This is a genomic window from Clostridium sp. NSJ-145 (genome assembly GCF_021044725.1).
Classification (GTDB): Bacteria; Bacillota; Clostridia; order Clostridiales; family Clostridiaceae; genus Clostridium; species Clostridium disporicum_B.
Genome location: NZ_JAJNOS010000019.1, coordinates 29,835 through 51,241 on the forward strand (window position 1 = coordinate 29,835; position 21,407 = coordinate 51,241).

Genomic DNA, 21,407 nt, shown 5'->3' on the forward strand with positions numbered 1-21,407 from the left:
ATGAAAGGAGTTGAGGAGTATATGGATTTTGAAATAAAATCTTTTAATGACTTAACCGTTGATGAGATGTATGAGATTGCTAAGTCTAGGTTTGAGGTTTTTGTTTGTGAACAGGAGATTACTTCAGAGCAAGATTTTGATGATAAAGATAAGAAATGTCATCATGTAATGTTAAAAGAAGAGGGAAGAGTTGTAGCTTATTCAAGAATAGTTCCTAAGGGAATGGGATATGACAATATATCCATTGGAAGAGTTTTAGTACTCCAAAGTCACAGAAGAAAAGGCGTAGCCAAAAAGATGATGGAAGCTTCTTTAGAGTTTATAAAAAATAATCTAAATGAAAGCACAGTGGTTTTATCTGCACAATTATACGTTAAGGACTTATATGAAAGTGTAGGGTTTAAGGTGATTTCAGATGTGTATGATGAAGTGAATATACCACATGTAAAAATGAATATTGAATTATAACAAAAAAAAACTAGTACCATAGTTGGGGGACATTTGGTACTAGTTTTTTATTTATGGTGGTTTTTTAGGGGTAAATAATAATGCTTTAACTACTTTATGTATTTAATAATATACCTGTTTTGTGTCATTTTGATGGCGATAAGAAAGAATAGAATAAGGTTATACATGGTAAAATAAAGATACAAAAAAATTAAATATAACATACAATATACTATATTATTTTTTTAGGAGTATATATGGAATATATATTGTGGGGTTGTTTAATAATTGTTATTTTGGCAGCTTTAAGTTTTATAACTATATTACTAATAATAAAAAGTTACGATAAAAGATATATATTAAATAAAAATTCAGTAATAGGTAAGTGTGATGCTGTTATCGTGTTAGGGGCGGGAGTGCGAGCAGATGGAAATCCATGTGATCTTCTAGCAGATAGAATTAAGACTGGTGTAGAAGCGTATTTAAATAATGATTGTAAAGCTATTTTACTTACAGGTGAAGAAAAAGATGAAACTTATAATGAGGTTTTAGTAATGAAGAGATGGATTAAGAGAAATTATGAAGAGATAGATAGCGACATAATTTTGTTAGATGGATTAGGGCTTTGTACATATGACAGTATGTATAGAGCAAAAGAGATTTTTCATATAAATAGTGCAATAATATCTACTAATAGATATCATCTACCAAGAGCTATATATATTGCAAGAAGGCTTGGAATAAAAGCATATGGGATACCATCAGATTTAAGACCTTATGACAGAATGAAGAAATATAAGAGGAGAGAGGTTTTAGCTCAAATTAAGGATTTTTTCTTAGTTAATATAGAAATATTAAAAAGACACAAATTAAATGTATAAATTGTATAGATTGTAATAACAAGTAATACAAAAAACACAACAGCAGATGAGTTTTACTCATCTGCTGTTAATGATAACAGCCTGTCCAATTCGTCGATTTGGAATTCATCAATTTCTTCTTTAGGTTCAACAGGTATATCCTTAATAGATGTATCTAAGTTAGTTGAAATAGGAGCAGGCATAGTATTTATAACATTGTAACCACGGAGCTTTTCTGCAATAAGAACGGTTATATAAGCAGAAAAATCTAAACCTAAGCTTTTAGCTTCTTCTGTGGCAAATTCTTTAATATGGCTAGATAGGGTGATAGTTGTTTTTATTTTCTTATGCATTCTTAGTTCGTCCTATAATATCATAAGTTTTTACATTTATCATTTGAGCATCATCAAGAACTTTGTATTCAGATAAATATTTTTTAAGTAAGAGTGACCCACCACCAATAAAAAGCCATCTAGAGTATTTGGATTGTTCAGGAAAAGACTGCTTTATAGAGTTAATAATTTCTTTAGCTTTAAAGCTTAATATACTATCTATATCTTTAGATATGTCTATTTCTTTCCCTTCTACATAAATGCAACGATCATCAATTAGTTCTTGCGCTTTCATGCGATTAGAATAGTTAATTCCATATTTAGATAGTGTTTGAAGTAACGTATCATACATACTGTTAACTCCAAGAGGGTAGGTTTTAGCTTCTTTAAATTGTCCTTGACTCATATAAGTTATATCAACTGTACCACCGCCAATATCAACAACTAAGGTATCCTTTTCTACTAATGACTTATCATATAAAAATAAACCGGCAGACTGAGGGAAGACTATAACACTAGTTATAGTAAAACTTTTAAATTTACCATTAATTTTAAGAGCAACTTGTCTATCTTTTAGAGCTCTTATTAGAGGTAACTTTTGCTCAGCAAAAAATTGAGCTGGTAAACCAGTGATTAATCTAACATTATTATCTATAGTATTAGTCATAGAAGCAGCAATAGCAGTATATAAGCAAAGGTGGAATATAGCATCTTTCTCTCTGCTCTGCTCAGTACTAGTAAAACCATCAGTATTTCCTATTAAATAAGTTTTATTATTATATTCTACAACATATTTAGCAGTTTCTAATTCATGAGTTTGTTCTTTTATTGTTGAAAGGAAGGAACCTTCCATATTTTCGCCTATAAAATTAGTAGTATTATATCCAATATCAGCACTTATTCTCATTTCTATCACATCCTTTTATAAATTTTTTTTATTGTAATTGTATGGTGATTATATGTTGGTTATACACCAGTATGCTTTTTTGCATAAAAAAAGTTATGTTCAAAAATAATTAATTGAAATTTTGTATGGTTATTATATGGCGATTATATGGTATTTATATGTTTAATCATCTTTAGAGCTAAGCAAATCTAATGTAACTTCGGAATTTTGGCTAGTTTCAGTATCACTAATTGCTTTCATAAGACTTAGAAGCGTAAATTCTGTTATAGTGAGCCCAAGTTTTCTAGCTGTACGTTTTATTGCTAATTTCTGCTCGGCTGTAACACGAAGCATTATTGTTGCATCTTTCATAAAATCCCCCTTTGTATATATTGTATAGATTGTCTTTACAATATATACAGTAACATAACTTATATTGAGAAAAATGTAATAATATGGGAGTAAAATAAGGGAAAATATCGACTAATTTCGTAGATACTACTGCTAATATAAGATGATATAATGGTTTTATAAGAATTGGAGGAAAAGTATGGATAATAATTATGTTTTAATTACAGGAGCATCAAGTGGAATAGGGTATGAATTAGCAAAGCTTTTTAAAAGAGATGGCTATAATTTGATATTAGTAGCTAGAGATAAAGAAAAATTACAAATGGCAGTAGATAAGTTAAATAATGAAAAAAATAAAATTATCATGTTAGATGTAGATTTATCAAGAGAAGATGAAGTTGATAAGCTTATAAAATATATTAATAAGAATGAAATAGATATAAATATTTTAGTTAACAATGCAGGGATTGGTTCATTTGGAGAATTTGCAGAGATAGATTGGAAAACGGAAGAGAAGTTAATAGATATAAATATAAAAGCGTTAACTAAATTAACTAAATATTTTTTACCAAAGATGATTGAAAAGAAATCGGGAGGAATATTAAATGTTGCTTCTACAGCAGCTTTTGCATCAGGACCAAGAATGGCTACATATTATGCATCTAAAGCATATGTGTTAAATCTTACCGAAGCAATTCATGAAGAGGTAAAAGAATATGGAATAAATATATCGTGTCTTTGCCCAGGGCCTGTTAGAACTAGTTTTCAAAGCAAAGCAGGTATAAAGAAATCAGAAAAGGCTAAGAAGTATCTTATGAATGCAGATATAGTAGCTAAAGTAGGATATGATAAGTTTAAAAAAGGAGAAGTTATTATAATTCCTGGATTTAAAAATAAAGTATTAGTAAATGCAAATAAATTATTACCTAGAGCTATCTCTAGAAAAATTATTTTAAAAACAAATAAGAAGTAAAGTTAATTTAAGGTAATAAATTTGTAAAAAAATGTTGAAATATATATTGACCAAGAACGAATGTTCTGATAAAATAACATCAGAACAACAGTTCGGAGGTGCGATATGAAAGGTAATAGAGGGATTTTTGTTAAACTTAATTATAAAAATATTGGAGAGTTAAATAGCTTTGTGTATGACATGACAAACGGGGTAAATAAAGATGATGATAAATATGTTATGTGTGCTGGGAAATATGATAAAAATGGATGGACAATAGTATTTAAGGCAAAGAGTATAAATGAAGCACAAGAATTAGTAACTAGAAATTCTCAAAAGAGAAGTAGAAAGATAAACTCAAGCATTATTGAAAAAGAAAAAGTTAGCATTCCATCATGGATGTAATGGAATATTAAATAGATAATAAAAAAGTAAGTAGATTTACTTTCTATAAAGGTATAGAATATTTATAAGTAATATAAGTGATATTCCAAATTTAAAATTACACATAGATATTAACAAATAATAAAAGAATTAGATTTTTTATTTTGTAGTTATATACAGTGTATTTGCTTGAATAATTTAGTAGTAAGTTTTATTATAAATTTGGACTATATAAATTGGAGTGAGAATACCTTGAATAAGAAAGAGATGCCAATAGGTTTTTTAGATTCTGGATTAGGAGGAATAAGTGTATTAAGAGAAGCACTTAAGATAATGCCTAATGAGAATTATATATATTTCGGAGACTCAAAAAATGCACCATATGGGACAAAGACAAAAAAGGAAATAAGAGATTTAACATTTAATACTGTTGAGTTTTTATTAGAAAAAGGAGCAAAGGGCATAGTTGTAGCATGCAATACTGCAACTAGTGCAGCTGTAGCAGAATTAAGATTAGTATATCCTGATATACCATTAGTAGGTATAGAGCCAGCAATAAAGCCAGCAGTAGAACTGGGTAAAAAAGGCAAGATATTAATGATGGCTACGCCTATGACAGTAAAACAAGATAAGTTTAAATATTTATTAAATAGATACAAAGATAAAGCTGATATAATTCCAATACCATGTGAGGGATTAATGGAATTCGTTGAAAATGGCAATTTTACGGGAGAAGAATTAGAAGAGTATTTAAAAGAAAAACTTCATGGATATGATAGTAGTAATACTTCTTCTATAGTTTTAGGATGTACTCATTATCCATTTGTTAGCGAGGCAATCAAGAATGTAATAGGAAATGATATAGAAATTATTGATGGTGGACTAGGTACTGCAAGAGAAATAAAAAGGAGATTAGCAGAAAAAGATCTCTTAAATGATTCTCATCAAAAAGGAAAGATAGAAGTATATAATTCATCAGATGAAGAGAGATTCATAGATTTAAGTTGGAAATTAATAAATTTATAGCAAGAGGCCGAAAGGCTTCTTTTTTACTTTAAATATTATTACTAAAAGCAGATGTATATAAAATCACAAAAAAATATCGTTAAAATATTGACAATCAATTAAGTGTGGTGTATTATAATAACATAAGAAGGAATTTTCAGAAAATTTTAAAATATAGAGGGGGATTAATCATGAGAAAGGATATTAAGGTAAAAAATTTATTAGGAAATAGCTATTCATGCGAAGATGCTATAGTTTTAAAGGATAGCATAAGAAAAAATATAGAATCAGGCGTAGTATTAGATTTTGAAGGATACGATAGAATTTCAACATCATTTTTGACTTGCCTTTTCTCAGAGTTAATAGAAAAGTTAGGAAGAGAGTATGTTTTTAAACATATTTCTGTTAAAAATTTGACGAATTATTCAGATTATTCTAGGGTTGTTTTAGGAACAACATTTTAATATAACAATTAATAATACAGTTTTTTTAAGCTTCGTTACTATCGAAGCTTATTTTTTTGAAAATAATTCAACAATTTAATGCTAAATTATTGAATTGCTGTAGATAAATATGATAATAATAAGTTATAGCAAAATGAAAGAGAGGTATTTTTTATGAAAAACCCAATAGTAACATTCGAAATGGAAAACGGAGGAGTTATAAAAGCTGAATTATATCCAGAAGTAGCTCCAAATACAGTAAAGAACTTTGTTGATTTAATAAATAGAGGATTTTATGATGGATTAATATTCCATAGAGTAATACCAGGATTTATGATTCAAGGTGGATGCCCAGAAGGTATGGGAATTGGAGGACCTGGATATTCAATAAAGGGTGAGTTCTCTAGAAATGGATTTAAAAATGATTTAAAACATACAAGAGGAGTTCTTTCAATGGCAAGAGCTATGAGCCCAGACTCAGCAGGAAGCCAATTCTTCATTATGGTTGCAGATGCTCCACATCTTGATGGACAATACGCTTCATTTGGTAAAGTTATAGAAGGTATGGATGTAGCTGATAAGATAGTTGCAACTAAAACAGATTACAATGATAAACCATACGAAGATCAAGTTATGAAGAAAGTAACTGTTGATACATTTGGTGAAAAGTTTGATGAGCCAGCAATAATAGAATAGTATAATTATGGGGGATTGAGATGTTGGATAATAATAAGTGTATTTTAGCTTATGGTCTAACTAATGATGAATTAGAATGGTTAAATGAATTTAATTATAAAGTTATTAATGTATTACCTGATATGTGTGAAATGACTTTAAAAGAGGTACTCGATGGATTAAGATTTGAAATTATTAATAATAATCCTATAAAAGAGAAAGCAATAATATATAATAACTTTCCAGAGAGTGAATTGAGAGAAGCTATAGCTTTAACTAGAACTAAAATAAAAGGTGGAGTTTTAGCTATGGTAACGCCAAACTCTATTAATTGGACTTTTAATTATTTAATAAACCATTTAATAGAAGAGCGAGAATGGCATTTAAGAAATAGAAAGGAATAAAATCAAATGAGTAGAGTTGGGCAAAGAATTAAAGAAGCAAGATTAAAGTCTGGGATGTCTCAAAAGGTACTTGCTAAAAAATTAGGTGTTGCAGAAAAATATATAAATGATGTTGAACTTGGTAGAAAAGTAGTTCAAGAATCTTTTATAGATAAAGCAGCTAAAATATTAAATACAGATTTAAATGATATAAATATGGTAGTTACTGATGAAGCTCTTATGGAAGAAAGAAAGACTTTAGAAGTTAATAAGAAGCCTAAAAAGGTTGAAACAACTGAAGTTTGGAATGATGCCTTCGCTTCAGTATTAAAAAGTGTACCTATTTTTGATTATAGTTTAAACAATATAAAAGGAAAAAAAGAATTGCCTGTTCGCTCGAATAAGGTTGAAGGTTTTCCGCAGGATAAGGTTCTATACATAGAAATTCAAGATAATGAAATGTCTGGATTTAGAATGATTAAAGGTGATTTAGCTTTTGCTCATTTAGTAAAAGAACCTAGCAATAATGGAATTTTCCTTGTTGATTATAAAGGGGAAAGAATTATAAGACAATTAAAAAGTTTAGGTAATTCTAAATATCTATTAGTTAGCAACGGGGGAGCCCTAATGACTGAAACTGTTACAGTTAAGGAATTCGAAGTTGTAGCAAAATTAGAAAGAATAGAAATTACTTTATAAAAGATGCCAAAAGGCATCTTTTTTTATTGCAATAAATACAAAGTTTAAGTAATAAGCATATATTAGATTAAATAATTTTTTTGGGGTGAAAATTATAGAAAATAATAAATTAAGGCAAGATCTATTAGGTACACTGAAAAAATTACCGGCAGAAATTCTAAATAAATTGAATATATCAAGCACTTATTTAAATAAATCGGCAGATGATTTAATAGAGGTTGTTATTATTTCTGGCGAAGCTGTGGATAAAGTTAGACAAACTGTGGATAACTTAGGTGGAACTTATGAAGATTTAGGCTATAACTTCGGTTTAGTAAAAATACATGTGGATAAGATTGTGGATTTAACTCTTAGTCCTGTAATTCAATATATAGAGCTACCAAAGAGTTTATATTTAACAGATGCACAAGCAAATAGGGCTTCATGTGTTCAAACAGCTCAAGGAGCTTATGGTTTGTTAGGAGAAGGCACATTAGTTGGATTCATAGATACTGGAATAGATTATACTCATCCAGCATTTAGAAATTATGATGGAACAACTAGAATTGAATATATATATGACCTGGATGGTGACGGTAAAGTATATGATAAAGAAATGATAAATCAAGCATTAAATTCTAACGATCCATTATCAGTAGTTAACTTAACAGATGTAGTAGGACATGGAACTCATGTAGCTGGAATAGCTTGTGCTGGAGGTAAAATAGATAAAAACTATTATGGTGTTGCACCAAAAAGTTCTATTGCAATGGTAAAGGTAACAAGGACTAGGTTTTCATTAAGTACATTAATAATGAGAGGTTTGAAATTTCTTGTTGATAGATCAAAAGAATTACAAATGCCACTGGTAGTTAATATTAGCTTAAGCACTAATGATGGAGCTCATAATGGAAGTAGTCTTTTAGAACAATATATTCAAACTGTATCCTCTTTAGAGAAAATAACTATAGTAATTGCTGCAGGAAATGAGGGGGAAGCAGCTCACCATATAGGTGGAGACATAAATAATGAAAATAGAATAAATTTTAACGTTGCTAGCGATGAAACTATGGTTTCTATAAATTTATATAAATCAGTTTTACCACAATTGAGCCTAGAGCTTATATCTCCCGAAGGGAAAAGTAGTGGCATAATAAATTTAATTGAAGGCTTTAATAGTGGAGTTGTTGGTTCAAGTAGGTATGATATATATGATACAGGACCTAAGCCATTTGATATTAGCGGTGAAATAGGAATTGTATTATTTGGAGTAAATACTTTTATTTCTAGTGGACAATGGACAATAGTTCTAAGAAGAATAAATGATTATGAGGGAAATTTTGATATGTGGCTCCCTATATCTGAGGGGCTAAATGTAAGTACAAAATTCTTAAATCCTACTGTATATAATACATTAGGTATTCCTGCAACTGTTAGAAATGTAATATCTGTTGGAAGCTATAACTTTTTAACAAATACTATTTCGCCTTTTAGCGGAAGAGGAAGATTATATAACGGAGGAGAAATAAAGCCAGATGTTGTTGCACCAGGTGAAAACATAGAATCAGCTATACCTAATAGAAGCTTTGCAGCTAAATCAGGAACATCAATGGCAACTCCTAGTGTAACAGGAATATGTGCATTAATGATGGAATGGGGGACTGTAAAGTTTAATGATCCATATTTATATGGAGAGAGATTAAGATATTATATATTATTAGGAGCTAAGAGGGATAGAAGAGATGTTATTTACCCAGATCCATCTTGGGGATATGGAGAAGTTTGTGCTTATGATAGTTTAAGTTTAATAACTGAGGTTATTAATAGTTTACTTAGAGACAAAAATGAAAAAGAAAAAGGTAATAGACAAGAAAATATTGTACCAAGCACAAATGGTACAAATACAGTAACAAATAATAATCAGCCAAGTAGCAATACAAACATAAATACAGGTAATAATGCTACAAATACTGTAACACCTACTACTTCAAGTAATACCGATAAGAATGATGTATTTTTATTAGTTGAGATTCCGACGAGAGAAGCTTTTTTACAAGCTTTAAAATTGCCAGATACTAAAGGTGTTATTATATCTGAGACATTTGCTATATTAATTACTCCTGAAAATAACATTCCTGATATAGAAAAATTAGGTATAAAAATAATTGATATAGAAATATCTACAATATTAACTTTAAATCAAATTACACCATTAGAAGCTAGTGGGATAGAGAGTATAAGGCAGAATCCTTATTTAAGATTAAATGGAAGAGGAGTACTTGTAGGAATAGTAGATACTGGAATTGACTACCTAAACCAAGAATTTATGAGGGAAGATGATACATCAAGGATATTCAGAATATGGGACCAAACTATACAAGGAAATAAAGAAATTTATAATTTAAATTATGGAATAGAATATACTGAGGAACAAATAACAGAAGCTATAAAGTTACAAAAAAGTGGAGGAGATCCTTATACATTAGTAGCAACTAAAGATACTATAGGCCATGGAACGGCTATGGCTAGTATTATTGGAGGTCGGGGAATAAATCCAGATTTAAAAGGAGCAGCACCAGATTGTGAGTTTGTAATAGTTAAGCTAACTCAAGCTAGTAAAACTGAATTAGAGAGAGCATTCATAGATTCAAATGTTCCAAGCTATACTCCATGGAGTGTATTACTAGGTATTAGATATATAACAGCTGTTGCGAAGGAAGTCAATAGACCAGTAGTTGTATATATTCCTCTTGGTAGCAATATGGGCTCACATACAGGAAACGGTATTGTAGAAGGGAGTATTAATAATAATAGTGGAAGAATTGGTACAGTTTTAGTAACTCCTACTGGAAATCAAGGTAATACTGAGACGCATACACAAGGTGTAATCGAAAAAACTGGTGATTATAAGGATATACAAATAAGAATGGGCTCTAAACAAAAAGTGTTGCCTATTGAAATATGGATGAACAAACCTAATAGAGTAGTTCTTTCAATCATATCTCCTTCAGGTGAAATTATTCCTAATCTAACATCGAAAAACACCAATAAGGAAAGAATAAAGTTTACTTATGAAGGAACTGAAATGATTGTTAATTTTACAAGTCCAGAGCAAACTACAGGAGATGGATTGATATATATACAAGCATCAAACATAAGAGAAGGTATTTGGAAGTTTAGATTGACAGGTGAATATATAGTAAATGGAAATTACTATGCATGGATACCTCAAAGAGAATTAATAGATGCAGATACAAAGTTTTTAAGTCCGGTTGAGGATACTACATTAACACTTCCGAGCACAGCATCTGGAGCTATATCAGTAGCATATTATAATCAAAATAATAACTCAGTAGTTGGAGAGTCAGGAAGAGGATATACAAGAGATGGAAGAATAAAACCAGAGATTGCAGCAGGAGGAGTAAATGCTTTAGTTGCGAGACCAGGTGGAGGAACTACTACAATTACAGGAGCATCTGTGGGAGGAGCTGTTGTTGCGGGAGGATGTGCATTAATATTACAGTGGGCAATAGTAGATGGTAATGACCCAACTTTATATTCTAATCAGATAAAATCATACATTATAAGTGGAGCAAATGGAAGGCAGGGAGATATATATCCTAATAGAGATTGGGGTTATGGAATGTTTGATTTAGAAAAAGTTTTTGATGTAATAAGGGATGTATATTCACCGAAATTTGATAATCAGAGTAGGTATGATGAATATAACGTTGGAAGTTTATTTGTACGAAAGCCTAAAGAAGATTAATGTAGTAACTAATTAAGATTAGAAATCATATTTATATTAGTGGAGAAATATATTAAGGAGAAATTATGGCTGAAAAGGGAAGATTAAAGATACAATGTTACGTAAATGATACCTATATCCCAGTAGATGGGACTAAAGCTATATTGAAGCCATCAGCAGGTCAAGAAGGGGAAAGTAAAGAAGTAAATCTTGTCACAAATTCATCAGGAGAAACTGAAATAATAGAATTAGATGCTCCTCCATTTGCATATTCTCAGGAGCCATCAAGACCAACACCATACAGTTTATATGATTTAAGAATTGAGAGAGCTGGATTTCAAGATTTAACAGTAAATGGAATTCAAATCTTTTCTCAATCTCTTGCAATTCAACCTTGTTATTTAATTTCGGCTAGCGATATTATCAGTAGAAAGACAAGAGCTGATATTATAAATATAGCCCCAAATACCTTAAACGGTAATTATCCATCAAAGATACCAGAAGAAGTAGATAAACCATTACCACCACCAACAAGTGGGGTTGTACTTCCAAAACCAGTAGTACCTGAATATATAACAGTTCATGATGGAAGCCCAAATAATGATTCTGCACCTAATTACAAAGTTCCTTATAAAGATTACATTAAAAATGTAGCTTCTTGTGAAATTTATTCTACTTGGCCTGAAAGTACAATAAGAGCTAATGTATATGCAATAATATCTTTTACTCTTAATAGAATATATACAGAATGGTATAGGGGAAAAGGAAAAAATTACGACATAACTAACTCTACTGCATATGACCATGCATTTAATTATGGTAGAAATTTATATGACAGCATAAGTGTTATAGTCGATGATATATTTTCAAGTTATATTAGGAGATATGGAAGAAAGCAACCTTTATTAACTCAATATTGTGATGGTAAAAACGTTCAATGTCCTGGATGGATGACTCAATGGGGAAGTAAATATCTTGGTGATCAAGGAAAGACACCATATGATATACTAACTCATTTTTATGGAGATGATATAGAACTTGTAACAGCTGAAGTTGTTGAAGGTTCACCTAAATCTTATCCTGGTTATGATTTAACTGTAGGATCAAGTGGACCAGAGGTTCAAACTATACAAGAGCAACTAAATAGAATAGCACAGAATTATCCGCTTATACCTAAGGTCGCTGTTGATGGAGTCTATGGAGATTCAACCAAAGAATCAGTAAAGGTATTTCAAAGCGTATTTAATCTACCACAGACTGGGATAGTTGATTATGCAACATGGTATAAGATATCAGACGTATATGTTGGAGTAACAAGAATAGCAGAATTAAGAGGATCAGTTAAGAGAACATTTATACCACCAGTATCATTTGATATAATGAATAACAAAAATGTACCTAGCTTAACTTATTTTGAAGACTAATTTAGTTACTAAGTGAAGATAAGAGTGGCTTGTACAGAGAAGTGTTTATCTTATATGAAAAGAAATATGCCCACGGCAGAGAAATTGTGCCGTAGGCATATTTTTTATAAGTGTATTCAAATAAATATTTAACTGTTAACATGATTAACAGTTAAGTTCTTTTTTATGTTTAATGTAAAAGTAAATGCATTGAGAGATAAATATTAAGCTTAATATCCCAAATAGAGGGTAAAGTGTAGATATTAAATTACTAAATCCTATTTGTGATATAGGTAGTGCTACTGCAAGTACTAAGAAAATACCATGTTTAAATTTTATATTAAAAGTTTGTTCTAAACTTTTACTTATAGAGTAAACATCAGAAACTTCTGTAGAGAACATTTCTAACCAGATTATTATTAGCAATATAGCTTGAATTATATTACCAAATCTTTGAGCTACTAATAATAGAGGTATTTCGTATTGATATATATATGGTTGATTTATAAATAATAATAAGTTAATTATACAAGAAAGAACTGTTAAACCTAATGCACCGAAAATAACTCCATAAGTCATAATCTTAGGTTTTTTTACTTCATTACTTAAAGGAACTAGAACTCCAGAGCAACATAGAACATTGTATCCAGCATAAAGGATAGTAGATAAAACAATTCCGCTTTTTTGAGGTTCAAAACTATTAATAAATTCAAAACTAAGTGTATCATTAGAGAATAGGCAATAAAGTATGAAGATTACAGAAATAGTTGTTATAAGTGATGGAACAATAAAAGAATTTACTTCAATTAAACCGTTTGTATCTCTTAACAAAAATATAGATGCTACTCCAAGCATAATTAAAGTTCCGACAATTTTAGGTATACCAAAAAATTGATTAATTAAAGCACCACTTCCAGCTAAAATTATAGATGCGCTAGAAAGCAAGTAAACAGTAGTTATTATTCCAGTTATCTTTCCTAATAAATTTGGACTAATTACTTTTAATACGTCAGTATAAGAATTAAGTTTATAAGCTATTCCTATTTTACAAATAATAGAGCCCATTATGATATAAAAAATACCACAACATATTATGCCAATAAAGCTACTTAATCCATATGATGTAAAGAACTGAGTTATTTCTTTACCAGAAGCAAGCCCAGCTCCAACAATAGTCCCTATAAATACTACAGCTATCTGAAAAATTTTAGTTAAATCTTTTTTCAATTACATCCCTCCAATATATTCCTAATATAAAATATATAAGTTTTACATTAGTTTTATTCTTTATTTATGAATAAGAGAGAGTTTTATAGAAAAAATAAAATTATATAACTAGTTTTAGAAAGAATAATATTAAAGGTGGTTATCAAATTGAAAATAAATAAATCACTAATTGTAATTATAATGCTAACAATATCAATTTTAACTGGATGTTCTAAAGTAGAAGATAAAGATGATGTAGCTATTAACTTATTTGATATGCAAAAAGCAAATAATATAGTAAAAGATTATTTGAATAATGTTATTTCAGGAAATCTTGATGCTGCAAATAATTTGCTTTCAGAAGAGTTAGTAAGTTCTAATAAAAACACAGGAGAAGGTGTTTCAAAAATTATTTCTTTTAAATCTGATGAATCTATAGAAGGTAGTAATTATGCATATTTTATTTATAATATAGTAAGAAGTTCAGATGTTGAACCTAAAAGTGATTTAGAGAATATTACTTTTAAAATAAAAAAACAACATAACGAATATAAGATTGATGAAATAAAATCTAAATCAGAAAAAGAAATTTATACAAAGGGTAATGGCTTACGTGTAATAGGAGAAGAGGGCGGCAAGAGTAGTTTAATTATTAGTTTAAGCAATTTACCTAAAGATACATACTTAAAAGATAATAAGATAATGCTTTACAAAGATATAGTTCCTAAGCAGTCATTTGGAAAGGTTTGTTTAAGTTTTACAGGAAAAAGAATTGCAATAACAACAACCGATAATAAAGATTCATATATATGTATAGCGTACATAGATGAAGCATTAATGACTAGTGCTCAACCAGGAAATGAAGGTGGTAATTCAGGAGCAAGTTTAGGTACTGAAAATATTGATGTATTAGAGGACGCTTTAGAAAAACCTATTGCACAAAAGTTAGTTACTATAGATTTATTGAAGGATAGCGAAGTAACAAAATTTGTTTTTTCAGAAGAAGAGGATATCTTACAAGTAAACTATAACAATAAGTATAATAAAGAAAGAGTTAGACTATATAAAAGTGATAATGGAGAATTAATTCAAACTGAGTTAGATACTATGTTCCCAGAAGAAAAATATAATATTTCTAATGGAAAGTTTGAAGAAGATGTTTTTAAATTTAAAGTAACGACTTCTGAAGGACAACAAGAAGCTCTAAGTGGGGAATATATTTTAGATTTAGAAAACTTGGAAATTAATAAGTTGTAATTAATAGATGAGTGTTTTAAAATAGTTAATAATAAAATTAATTAAAAGGGAATCAGTATTTAGCTGATTTCCTTTTAATATCATTAAAATAGGAGTTATATATGAGAAAAGAATGGAATGGTAAGAGATATCATAGCTTAAATTATTTCCTAAGAAATAAATTTAATGAGAAAATATATAAAATATCATTAGACGGTGGATTTACTTGTCCTAATAGAGATGGGAAAGTAGCTAAGGGAGGATGTACATTCTGTAGTGCTAGAGGTTCAGGTGACTATGCTGGTAGTAGAATATTATCTATTAATGAACAGTTTGCTGATAGAAAAAAGATGATGGAGAAAAAGTGGAAAGATGGAAAGTATATTGCTTACTTTCAAGCTTATACTAATACTTATGCTCCAGTAGAAGAGTTACGTCAAAAGTATGAAGAAGCAATAAGCCAAGAAAATGTAGTAGCATTATCTATAGCAACAAGACCTGACTGTTTAGATGATGATGTAGTAGATTTACTTGAAGAGATAAGTAAGAAAACATATCTTTGGGTAGAGCTTGGGCTTCAAACTGTTAATGATGAAAGTGCAAGAAACTTTAATAGAGGATATGATTTTGAAGTTTTTAAAGAAGGAATAAAGAAACTTCAGGATAGAAATATCGAAGTTGTAGTACATACTATCTTTGGATTACCAGGTGAGACTAAAGAAGACATGCTAAAGACTGTTGATTATGTAGCTCATTCAGGAGCTCAAGGAATAAAGTTCCATTTACTTCATTTAATGAAAGGAACACAAATGGTTAAACAATATGAGAGTGGAGAATTACAATTATTAAGTCAAGAAGACTATATTGATTTAATATGTAAAGGAATAGCTATGTTACCACAAGAAATGGTCGTACATAGACTAACAGGAGATGCTCCAAGAGAAAGTTTAATTGGACCAATGTGGAGTTTAAAGAAGTGGGAAGTTTTAAATTCTATAGATAAAGCATTAGAAGATAATGATATTTATCAAGGGAAAAATTATATAGAAAAGTAAGAATGTTTTATTTTTACAAATAAAGAGTGCATAGCACTCTTTTTTAATTTAAAATAACATTTAAGGGAACAAATTAAAGATGTTAAAAGTCTAATTTTTGAAGGGAGCGGATTATGTGGAAGCTTCAATGGAGACTCAGAATAATAAAGTTGTGAGCATAGAAGTAAGAAGAGCAAAAAATGGTGATAAAGATGCTTTTTGTAATCTAATCAGAATAAATAAAATGTCAATGTATAGAGTAGCAAAATCTATATTAAGTAAAGAAGAAGATGTGGAAGATGCTGTTTCTGAAGCAATACTAAAAGCATATAAAAATATAAAATCCTTAAAAGATGAGAGTTTATTTAAGACTTGGCTTATAAGAATAGTAATAAATGAAAGCAATACTATTTATAAAAATAGAAGTAAAGAGATAAGTGTTGAAAATGAACATTTTATTAATGTACAAGTTAATGATAAATATAAGGATTTAACATTGTATAATGCTATAAATTCATTGGATGAGGACTTGAGAACTACAACTATATTATTTTATTTTGAAGATATGAAATATAAAGATATAGCAAATGCTTTAGGGATAAAAGAAGGTACAGTAAAGTCGAGATTATCGAGAGCGAAAGAGAAGTTATATAATATTTTAAGGGAGGATCTTCATGGATAAGTTTGATGAGTTTTTAAAGAAAAAAACTGAAGATGAAAATAATGAATTCACTTTACCAGAATCTTTTAATCTCAAAATAGAAGAAACTTTAAAGTGTTTAGAAGATAATAAAAAAGAAAAGTGGTATAAGAATAGAAAAATAATATCTATGGTAGCTTGTTTTGCGTTAGTATTTTTTGTTGGATTAAGATATACAGTATTTAATGGTAGTTTAACAATAAATGAGAGTACTACTATGGATATGCAATCAGATAGTGTTCAAAGGAGTAGTATACCTGAACCAGAAATATCAAATTATAGTTTAGAAAATAGTGAAGATTTTATTATTAATCAAAATGAGGTAAAAGAATTAACTATTAAGTCACTATCTGGGGAGGCAAAATTTAAATTTGTTAATAAAGAAGAAGATATTAATAATATTATAGAGTCAATTAATAAATTATATAAATTTGAAGTAATTGACCAAGGAATATCAGAGTGGGATTTTTTAATACAAACAACTGGAGAGGTTAATCATACTATAGAAGTTAAAGGAAATTTAATAAATATAGATAATAGATGTTACGAGTCAAATGAAGATATTTCAGAAATTATAAGAAATATTTATGATAATTTAAATTACGAAGAAAAAAATATAAAATATTGTAATGTTACTTATTAACATAGATAACTTTAATTAATAAGTAAGAATTAAAAATTAATGATTAATGATGAAATTAGTTTATAAAAAAATGAAGCCAGCTTTGCTGGCTTTATTTTTTAATTATTTATGCTTAATTGATTAAACTACTTGGAAGATGAAGAATTTTAAGTAGTATGATTCATCTGAATTCCAAAGGATTGGATGATCTGAACTTTGAGTTCTTACCTCTATTTGTCTTAAAGTTCTTCTAGCATCGTGAGCAGCTTCTAGAACTGTCTTTTTAAGTTGTTCTTCACTCATATAGTGAGAGCAAGAGCATGTAGCGAAGTATCCACCTGGTTTAACCATTTTTAGTCCTCTAAGGTTAATCTCCTTATAACCTCTTATTGCAGCATTAACTGTATTTCTAGATTTAGTGAAGGCTGGGGGATCTAAGATAACAACATCAAATTGTCTTCCTTCTCTTGACCAATCACCAAGAACATCAAAAGCATTATGACATTCAAATTTAACAGTATCTTGAAGATTATTAAGCTCTGCGTTTCTTGTTGCACAGTCTATAGCATGTTGAGAAACATCTATACCTAATACAGATTTTGCCCCAGCTATTCCAGCGTTTAAAGCAAATGAACCAGTATGAGTAAAGCAGTCTAAAACATCTCTACCTTTGCATATTCTATGCATTGCAGCTCTATTTTCCTTTTGATCTAGGAAGAATCCAGTCTTTTGACCATTCTCTAAATCAACTATATATTTAACTCCATTTTCAACTATTTCAATATTAGTATCGAAAGGTTCTGTTAAGAATCCTTTAGTTTGTTCTAAACCTTCAATTTCTCTAGTCTTTATGTCACTTCTTTCATAAACACCTTTAGCACCATATTCTTCAACTAATATTTTAACGATTATATCTCTATATTTGTCCATGCCTAAAGTAGAAATTTGAATTACGTAATAATCACCAAATTTATCAACTGTTAATCCAGGTAAGAAATCAGCTTCACCAAATATAAATCTACAAGAAGATGTATCTATTACAGTTTTTCTGTAATCCCATGCAGCAGCAAATCTCTTTTTGAAAAAATCTTCATTGATTTCCTCATTTATATCTCTAGTCATTATTCTGATAGTGATTTTACTTTGGTCATTTATATAACCTTTTCCAATAAAATAATTCTTATGATTATATACCTCAACTATATCGCCATTTTCATAATCGCCATCATATTCATTTATTTCATCTATATATATCCAAGGACGACCTTGTTCTGCTCTCTTATTTTTACCTTTATGTAAATAAAATTTACAATTCATTTGTAAACATCTCCTTTATGAAATAAGTCTTATAAGATTATAACATAACTATTAATAAATCAATAATTAAAAATCAATTTATTAAAACAAGTCTATTAAAATTATATTAATATAACAAAATGAAACTAAAAAAGCACATTTTGTGACAAATTAAAAATAAATGATAAAAATAAATATTAAAAAAATATAAAAAACATGATTGACTTAATAAAATGATTATGGTAAAATTTTACCAACACATATATATGTAATAAAATGTAAAATAAGTAAAAATAGTAGTAAACACAATATAAATTAGAATAAAAGAGTATAATTGCTATAAAATTTAGCACTTTATATAAATTTATAAAAATGACAAAGATAAAAAGGGGGAAATAACATGAAAAGGAAGATACTTGCATTACTATTAGCCAGTACTATGTTACTAACTGTTGGCTGTGGTAATAAATCAACTAGCGACGGTGGGGACAGTAGCAATTCTGGTGGTAGTAGCAATAATACATTAGTTATTGGTACTCAATCATTTAATGGAGTATTTAATCCATTTTTCTATACTACAGCATATGATGCACAAGCATTTGAAACAGTATTCAGCGTAGTATCAGAATTAAATGAAAATAATGAATTAGTGGACAAGGCTGGTCACATAAGTTCAGAAGAAGTTAAAGCTGAAGATGGAACTGTACAAACACTTTATACAATTAAATTAAAAGAAGGAATGAAGTTCCATGATGGTGAAGATGTTACTATTGATGACTTAATATTTAGTTATTATGTAATGGCAGACCCAACATATGATGGTATGTCTACATTCGTTACTTCTTTAGATATAGTTGGTTTAAAGGAATACTACTATGATGATGCTGATTATACATCAAAAGTAGCTAAAATTTCTGAAGAAGCTAATGCAAAAGCTGCAACTGAAGAAGGGTTTATAGAATATTTAATTGCTACTAACTGTGAAGGTTGGTATGCTGGGGATCCAAATGGAGATGTTGGAGATGGAAGAACTTTCGTTCAATATTTAAAGGATGAAGGATATGAGGCTGATAGCGTTGCTTCAAACAGTGATGAATTCTTAAAATTATTAGCTAAATGTGAATATGAAAAGTATGCTGATGGATATGATGCAGTTACTTACTGGACAAATGTATATTCTGAAGACTATATAAACCAAGGTTTAGCTGATGGTATTGATGTTCCAGAAATCGAAGGTATTAAGAAAGTTGATGATTTAACTTGTACAGTATTAGTTAATGGAATCAATATAATCGGAGACCGTCAATTAGCACAAACTTACTTAACACCAGAACATTACTATGGTGAGGGATTTGTTAAAGGTGACTTATCAATGGTAAAAGCTAAGAGTGATACTCCAATGGGTTCTGGACCATTCAAATGGGTTGGATACAATAACAACGTTGTACACGTTGAAAGATTTGATGATTACTTCTTAGGTACTCCTAAGATAGAAAATATTAAATACCAAGTAATTGATGAACAACAAAAAGTTAATGCAATTATTTCAGGTGATATAGATATAACAGATCCAAGTGCTTCTTTAGAATTAATGGATGAATTAGAAGCTAACGGAATTGAATATTCTTTAGTTGGTAACCCTGGATATGGATATATAGCAATATCTGCTAAGAGAGTTCCAGAGTTAAAAGTTCGTGAAGGTTTAATGCACTTAATGACTAGAGAACAAGCAGTAAATACTTACTATGGTGAATTAGCTCAAGTTATAGAAAGACCAATGACTCCAACATTAGCAGAATATCCACAAGATGCAGAAGAATATTGGGGATATGATAAAGAAAAAGCTTTAGCTTGTTTCTTAGAAGCTGGATATGTACAAGAAAATGGTAAGTTAATGAAAGATGGAAAACAACTTTCAGTAGAAGTTGCTATAGGAGATGCTTCATCACATCCATCTACACCAATCTTAACTCAAATGAAATCTGATATGGAAGAGTTAGGAGCTGAATTAATAGTTAGTGACGTTGACTTCTCAATATTAACTAACCGTGTAAACAACGATGACGTTGATATGTGGGTTATGGCTTGGGGTAACTCTACAAACTGTGACTTAACTCAAATCTTCGGTAGTGAATCTACTAAACCAGGTGGATCTAATAGAACTTGGGTACAAGATGCAAAAGTTGATGAATATTTAAAACAAGTAATGCAAACTCTTGACATTGAGGAAAGAAAAGAATTAGTTGCAGAAGAGTTAGACCAAATTATGAGTTGGGCTACTTATATGCCAGTTTACCAACGTAAAAACTTATTAATTTATAACCCTAATACAATTAACGTTGACACAATTCCTTCAAATACTTCAACTTATTACAATTATGTAAATGAAATTCATTTATTAGAATTAAATTAGTTCTATAGTATTAATGTATGAGGATGTTTTAATTAGCATCCTCATATTTTACATATAGTTACAATAAATAAAGGCTTTGTTTTAATAAACTGTTGAAATTTGATTAACCTCTATAAATATGGTTATAATATATAATATAACTACTATTTAGGAGGTTTTTTTATGCCGAGAGTTAATAATGTTATTCAACAAGTTTCACAATTAAATACATATGAGCAAGGGAAGGTATTCGAGTTTTTAAAGACTGTATTGATGTCAAATGGAATAACTAACTCTATAGATGAAGAAATCGCTGAAAATAGATTTAACAAGGGGAAGTGCTGTCCTTTTTGCAATCATGATAAAATATCTAA

The 21,407-nt window shown here is 29.3% G+C and carries 21 protein-coding genes and 1 pseudogene; 17 read left to right on the top strand and 5 right to left on the bottom strand.

The window, feature by feature from the left end; all coding sequences use genetic code 11:
- Nucleotides 1-21 precede the first annotated feature (21 nt).
- Nucleotides 22-468 carry a GNAT family N-acetyltransferase gene (locus LQE93_RS14765; protein WP_055265196.1) on the top strand — a complete coding sequence of 149 codons (447 nt, stop codon included), beginning with the start codon at nucleotides 22-24 and terminating at the stop codon, nucleotides 466-468.
- Between the two features lie 236 nt (nucleotides 469-704).
- Entirely contained in the window at nucleotides 705-1,328 is a 624-nt protein-coding gene (locus tag LQE93_RS14770; RefSeq protein ID WP_231074209.1) for a SanA/YdcF family protein, read from the top strand.
- A gap of 53 nt (nucleotides 1,329-1,381) precedes the next feature.
- Here the strand turns inward: LQE93_RS14770 and LQE93_RS14775 are convergent, their stop codons facing one another.
- The 3 genes from LQE93_RS14775 to LQE93_RS14785 form a co-directional block, all read right to left on the bottom strand.
- On the bottom strand, nucleotides 1,382-1,660 hold the full coding sequence (locus LQE93_RS14775; RefSeq protein ID WP_186837723.1) for a hypothetical protein: 279 nt from the start codon (nucleotides 1,658-1,660) through the stop codon (nucleotides 1,382-1,384).
- Nucleotides 1,653-2,546, bottom strand: a complete 894-nt coding sequence (locus LQE93_RS14780; RefSeq protein WP_055265190.1) for a ParM/StbA family protein — start codon at nucleotides 2,544-2,546, stop codon at nucleotides 1,653-1,655. Before LQE93_RS14780 ends, LQE93_RS14775 begins: the two co-directional genes overlap by 8 nt.
- Before the next feature lie 162 nt (nucleotides 2,547-2,708).
- A complete protein-coding gene (locus LQE93_RS14785; RefSeq protein ID WP_186837724.1) occupies nucleotides 2,709-2,897 on the bottom strand; it encodes a type II toxin -antitoxin system TacA 1-like antitoxin in 189 nt (62 codons plus the stop codon).
- Nucleotides 2,898-3,075: 178 nt separating this feature from the next.
- Between LQE93_RS14785 and LQE93_RS14790 the strand changes: the two genes are divergently transcribed.
- The 9 genes from LQE93_RS14790 to LQE93_RS14830 all read left to right on the top strand — a co-directional run bounded on the left by LQE93_RS14790 (nucleotide 3,076) and on the right by LQE93_RS14830 (nucleotide 12,568).
- Nucleotides 3,076-3,849: an SDR family NAD(P)-dependent oxidoreductase gene (locus tag LQE93_RS14790; RefSeq protein ID WP_231074210.1), complete on the top strand. Its 774-nt coding sequence runs from the start codon at nucleotides 3,076-3,078 to the stop codon at nucleotides 3,847-3,849.
- A 105-nt stretch (nucleotides 3,850-3,954) separates the two neighbouring features.
- The gene (locus LQE93_RS14795) at nucleotides 3,955-4,233 is read left to right on the top strand and encodes a hypothetical protein (protein ID WP_070205668.1); all 279 of its coding nucleotides are present in this window, start codon (nucleotides 3,955-3,957) and stop codon (nucleotides 4,231-4,233) included.
- Nucleotides 4,234-4,464: 231 nt separating this feature from the next.
- A complete protein-coding gene (gene murI / locus LQE93_RS14800; protein ID WP_186837726.1) occupies nucleotides 4,465-5,238 on the top strand; it encodes a glutamate racemase in 774 nt (257 codons plus the stop codon).
- A 170-nt stretch (nucleotides 5,239-5,408) separates the two neighbouring features.
- Nucleotides 5,409-5,681 (top strand): STAS-like domain-containing protein, encoded by a 273-nt coding sequence (locus LQE93_RS14805; protein WP_055265182.1) that lies wholly within the window; start codon nucleotides 5,409-5,411, stop codon nucleotides 5,679-5,681.
- A gap of 153 nt (nucleotides 5,682-5,834) precedes the next feature.
- On the top strand, nucleotides 5,835-6,356 hold the full coding sequence (locus tag LQE93_RS14810) for a peptidylprolyl isomerase (RefSeq protein ID WP_231074212.1): 522 nt from the start codon (nucleotides 5,835-5,837) through the stop codon (nucleotides 6,354-6,356).
- 20 nt (nucleotides 6,357-6,376) lie between these two features.
- Nucleotides 6,377-6,739, top strand: a complete 363-nt coding sequence (locus LQE93_RS14815) for a DUF3783 domain-containing protein (RefSeq protein WP_055265178.1) — start codon at nucleotides 6,377-6,379, stop codon at nucleotides 6,737-6,739.
- Between the two features lie 6 nt (nucleotides 6,740-6,745).
- Nucleotides 6,746-7,417 carry a helix-turn-helix domain-containing protein gene (locus LQE93_RS14820; protein ID WP_055265176.1) on the top strand — a complete coding sequence of 224 codons (672 nt, stop codon included), beginning with the start codon at nucleotides 6,746-6,748 and terminating at the stop codon, nucleotides 7,415-7,417.
- Nucleotides 7,418-7,502: 85 nt separating this feature from the next.
- A complete protein-coding gene (locus LQE93_RS14825) occupies nucleotides 7,503-11,165 on the top strand; it encodes a S8 family serine peptidase (RefSeq protein ID WP_231074214.1) in 3,663 nt (1,220 codons plus the stop codon).
- A gap of 65 nt (nucleotides 11,166-11,230) precedes the next feature.
- Nucleotides 11,231-12,568: a peptidoglycan-binding protein gene (locus LQE93_RS14830; protein WP_231074216.1), complete on the top strand. Its 1,338-nt coding sequence runs from the start codon at nucleotides 11,231-11,233 to the stop codon at nucleotides 12,566-12,568.
- A gap of 144 nt (nucleotides 12,569-12,712) precedes the next feature.
- Here LQE93_RS14830 and LQE93_RS14835 read toward each other — a convergent pair whose 3' ends face one another.
- On the bottom strand, nucleotides 12,713-13,774 hold the full coding sequence (locus tag LQE93_RS14835; RefSeq protein WP_231074217.1) for a YkvI family membrane protein: 1,062 nt from the start codon (nucleotides 13,772-13,774) through the stop codon (nucleotides 12,713-12,715).
- A gap of 147 nt (nucleotides 13,775-13,921) precedes the next feature.
- On the opposite strand from LQE93_RS14835, the gene LQE93_RS14840 reads away from it, so the two are divergent.
- The 4 genes from LQE93_RS14840 to LQE93_RS14855 all read left to right on the top strand — a co-directional run bounded on the left by LQE93_RS14840 (nucleotide 13,922) and on the right by LQE93_RS14855 (nucleotide 17,366).
- Complete coding sequence (locus LQE93_RS14840) at nucleotides 13,922-15,010, top strand: hypothetical protein (protein WP_231074219.1); 1,089 nt, start codon at nucleotides 13,922-13,924, stop codon at nucleotides 15,008-15,010.
- A gap of 101 nt (nucleotides 15,011-15,111) precedes the next feature.
- Entirely contained in the window at nucleotides 15,112-16,044 is a 933-nt protein-coding gene (locus tag LQE93_RS14845) for a TIGR01212 family radical SAM protein (protein WP_055265167.1), read from the top strand.
- Nucleotides 16,045-16,159: 115 nt separating this feature from the next.
- Nucleotides 16,160-16,705, top strand: a complete 546-nt coding sequence (locus LQE93_RS14850) for an RNA polymerase sigma factor (protein WP_231074220.1) — start codon at nucleotides 16,160-16,162, stop codon at nucleotides 16,703-16,705.
- Nucleotides 16,698-17,366 carry a hypothetical protein gene (locus LQE93_RS14855; protein ID WP_186837732.1) on the top strand — a complete coding sequence of 223 codons (669 nt, stop codon included), beginning with the start codon at nucleotides 16,698-16,700 and terminating at the stop codon, nucleotides 17,364-17,366. The genes LQE93_RS14850 and LQE93_RS14855 overlap by 8 nt, the downstream gene beginning before the upstream one ends.
- Before the next feature lie 120 nt (nucleotides 17,367-17,486).
- Here LQE93_RS14855 and LQE93_RS14860 read toward each other — a convergent pair whose 3' ends face one another.
- Nucleotides 17,487-18,662 (bottom strand): class I SAM-dependent rRNA methyltransferase, encoded by a 1,176-nt coding sequence (locus LQE93_RS14860; RefSeq protein ID WP_186837733.1) that lies wholly within the window; start codon nucleotides 18,660-18,662, stop codon nucleotides 17,487-17,489.
- A 379-nt stretch (nucleotides 18,663-19,041) separates the two neighbouring features.
- On the opposite strand from LQE93_RS14860, the gene LQE93_RS14865 reads away from it, so the two are divergent.
- Nucleotides 19,042-21,054, top strand: a complete 2,013-nt coding sequence (locus LQE93_RS14865; protein WP_231074222.1) for an ABC transporter substrate-binding protein — start codon at nucleotides 19,042-19,044, stop codon at nucleotides 21,052-21,054.
- Between the two features lie 162 nt (nucleotides 21,055-21,216).
- Nucleotides 21,217-21,407: pseudogene (locus LQE93_RS14870) on the top strand (IS1595 family transposase); the annotation flags it as partial.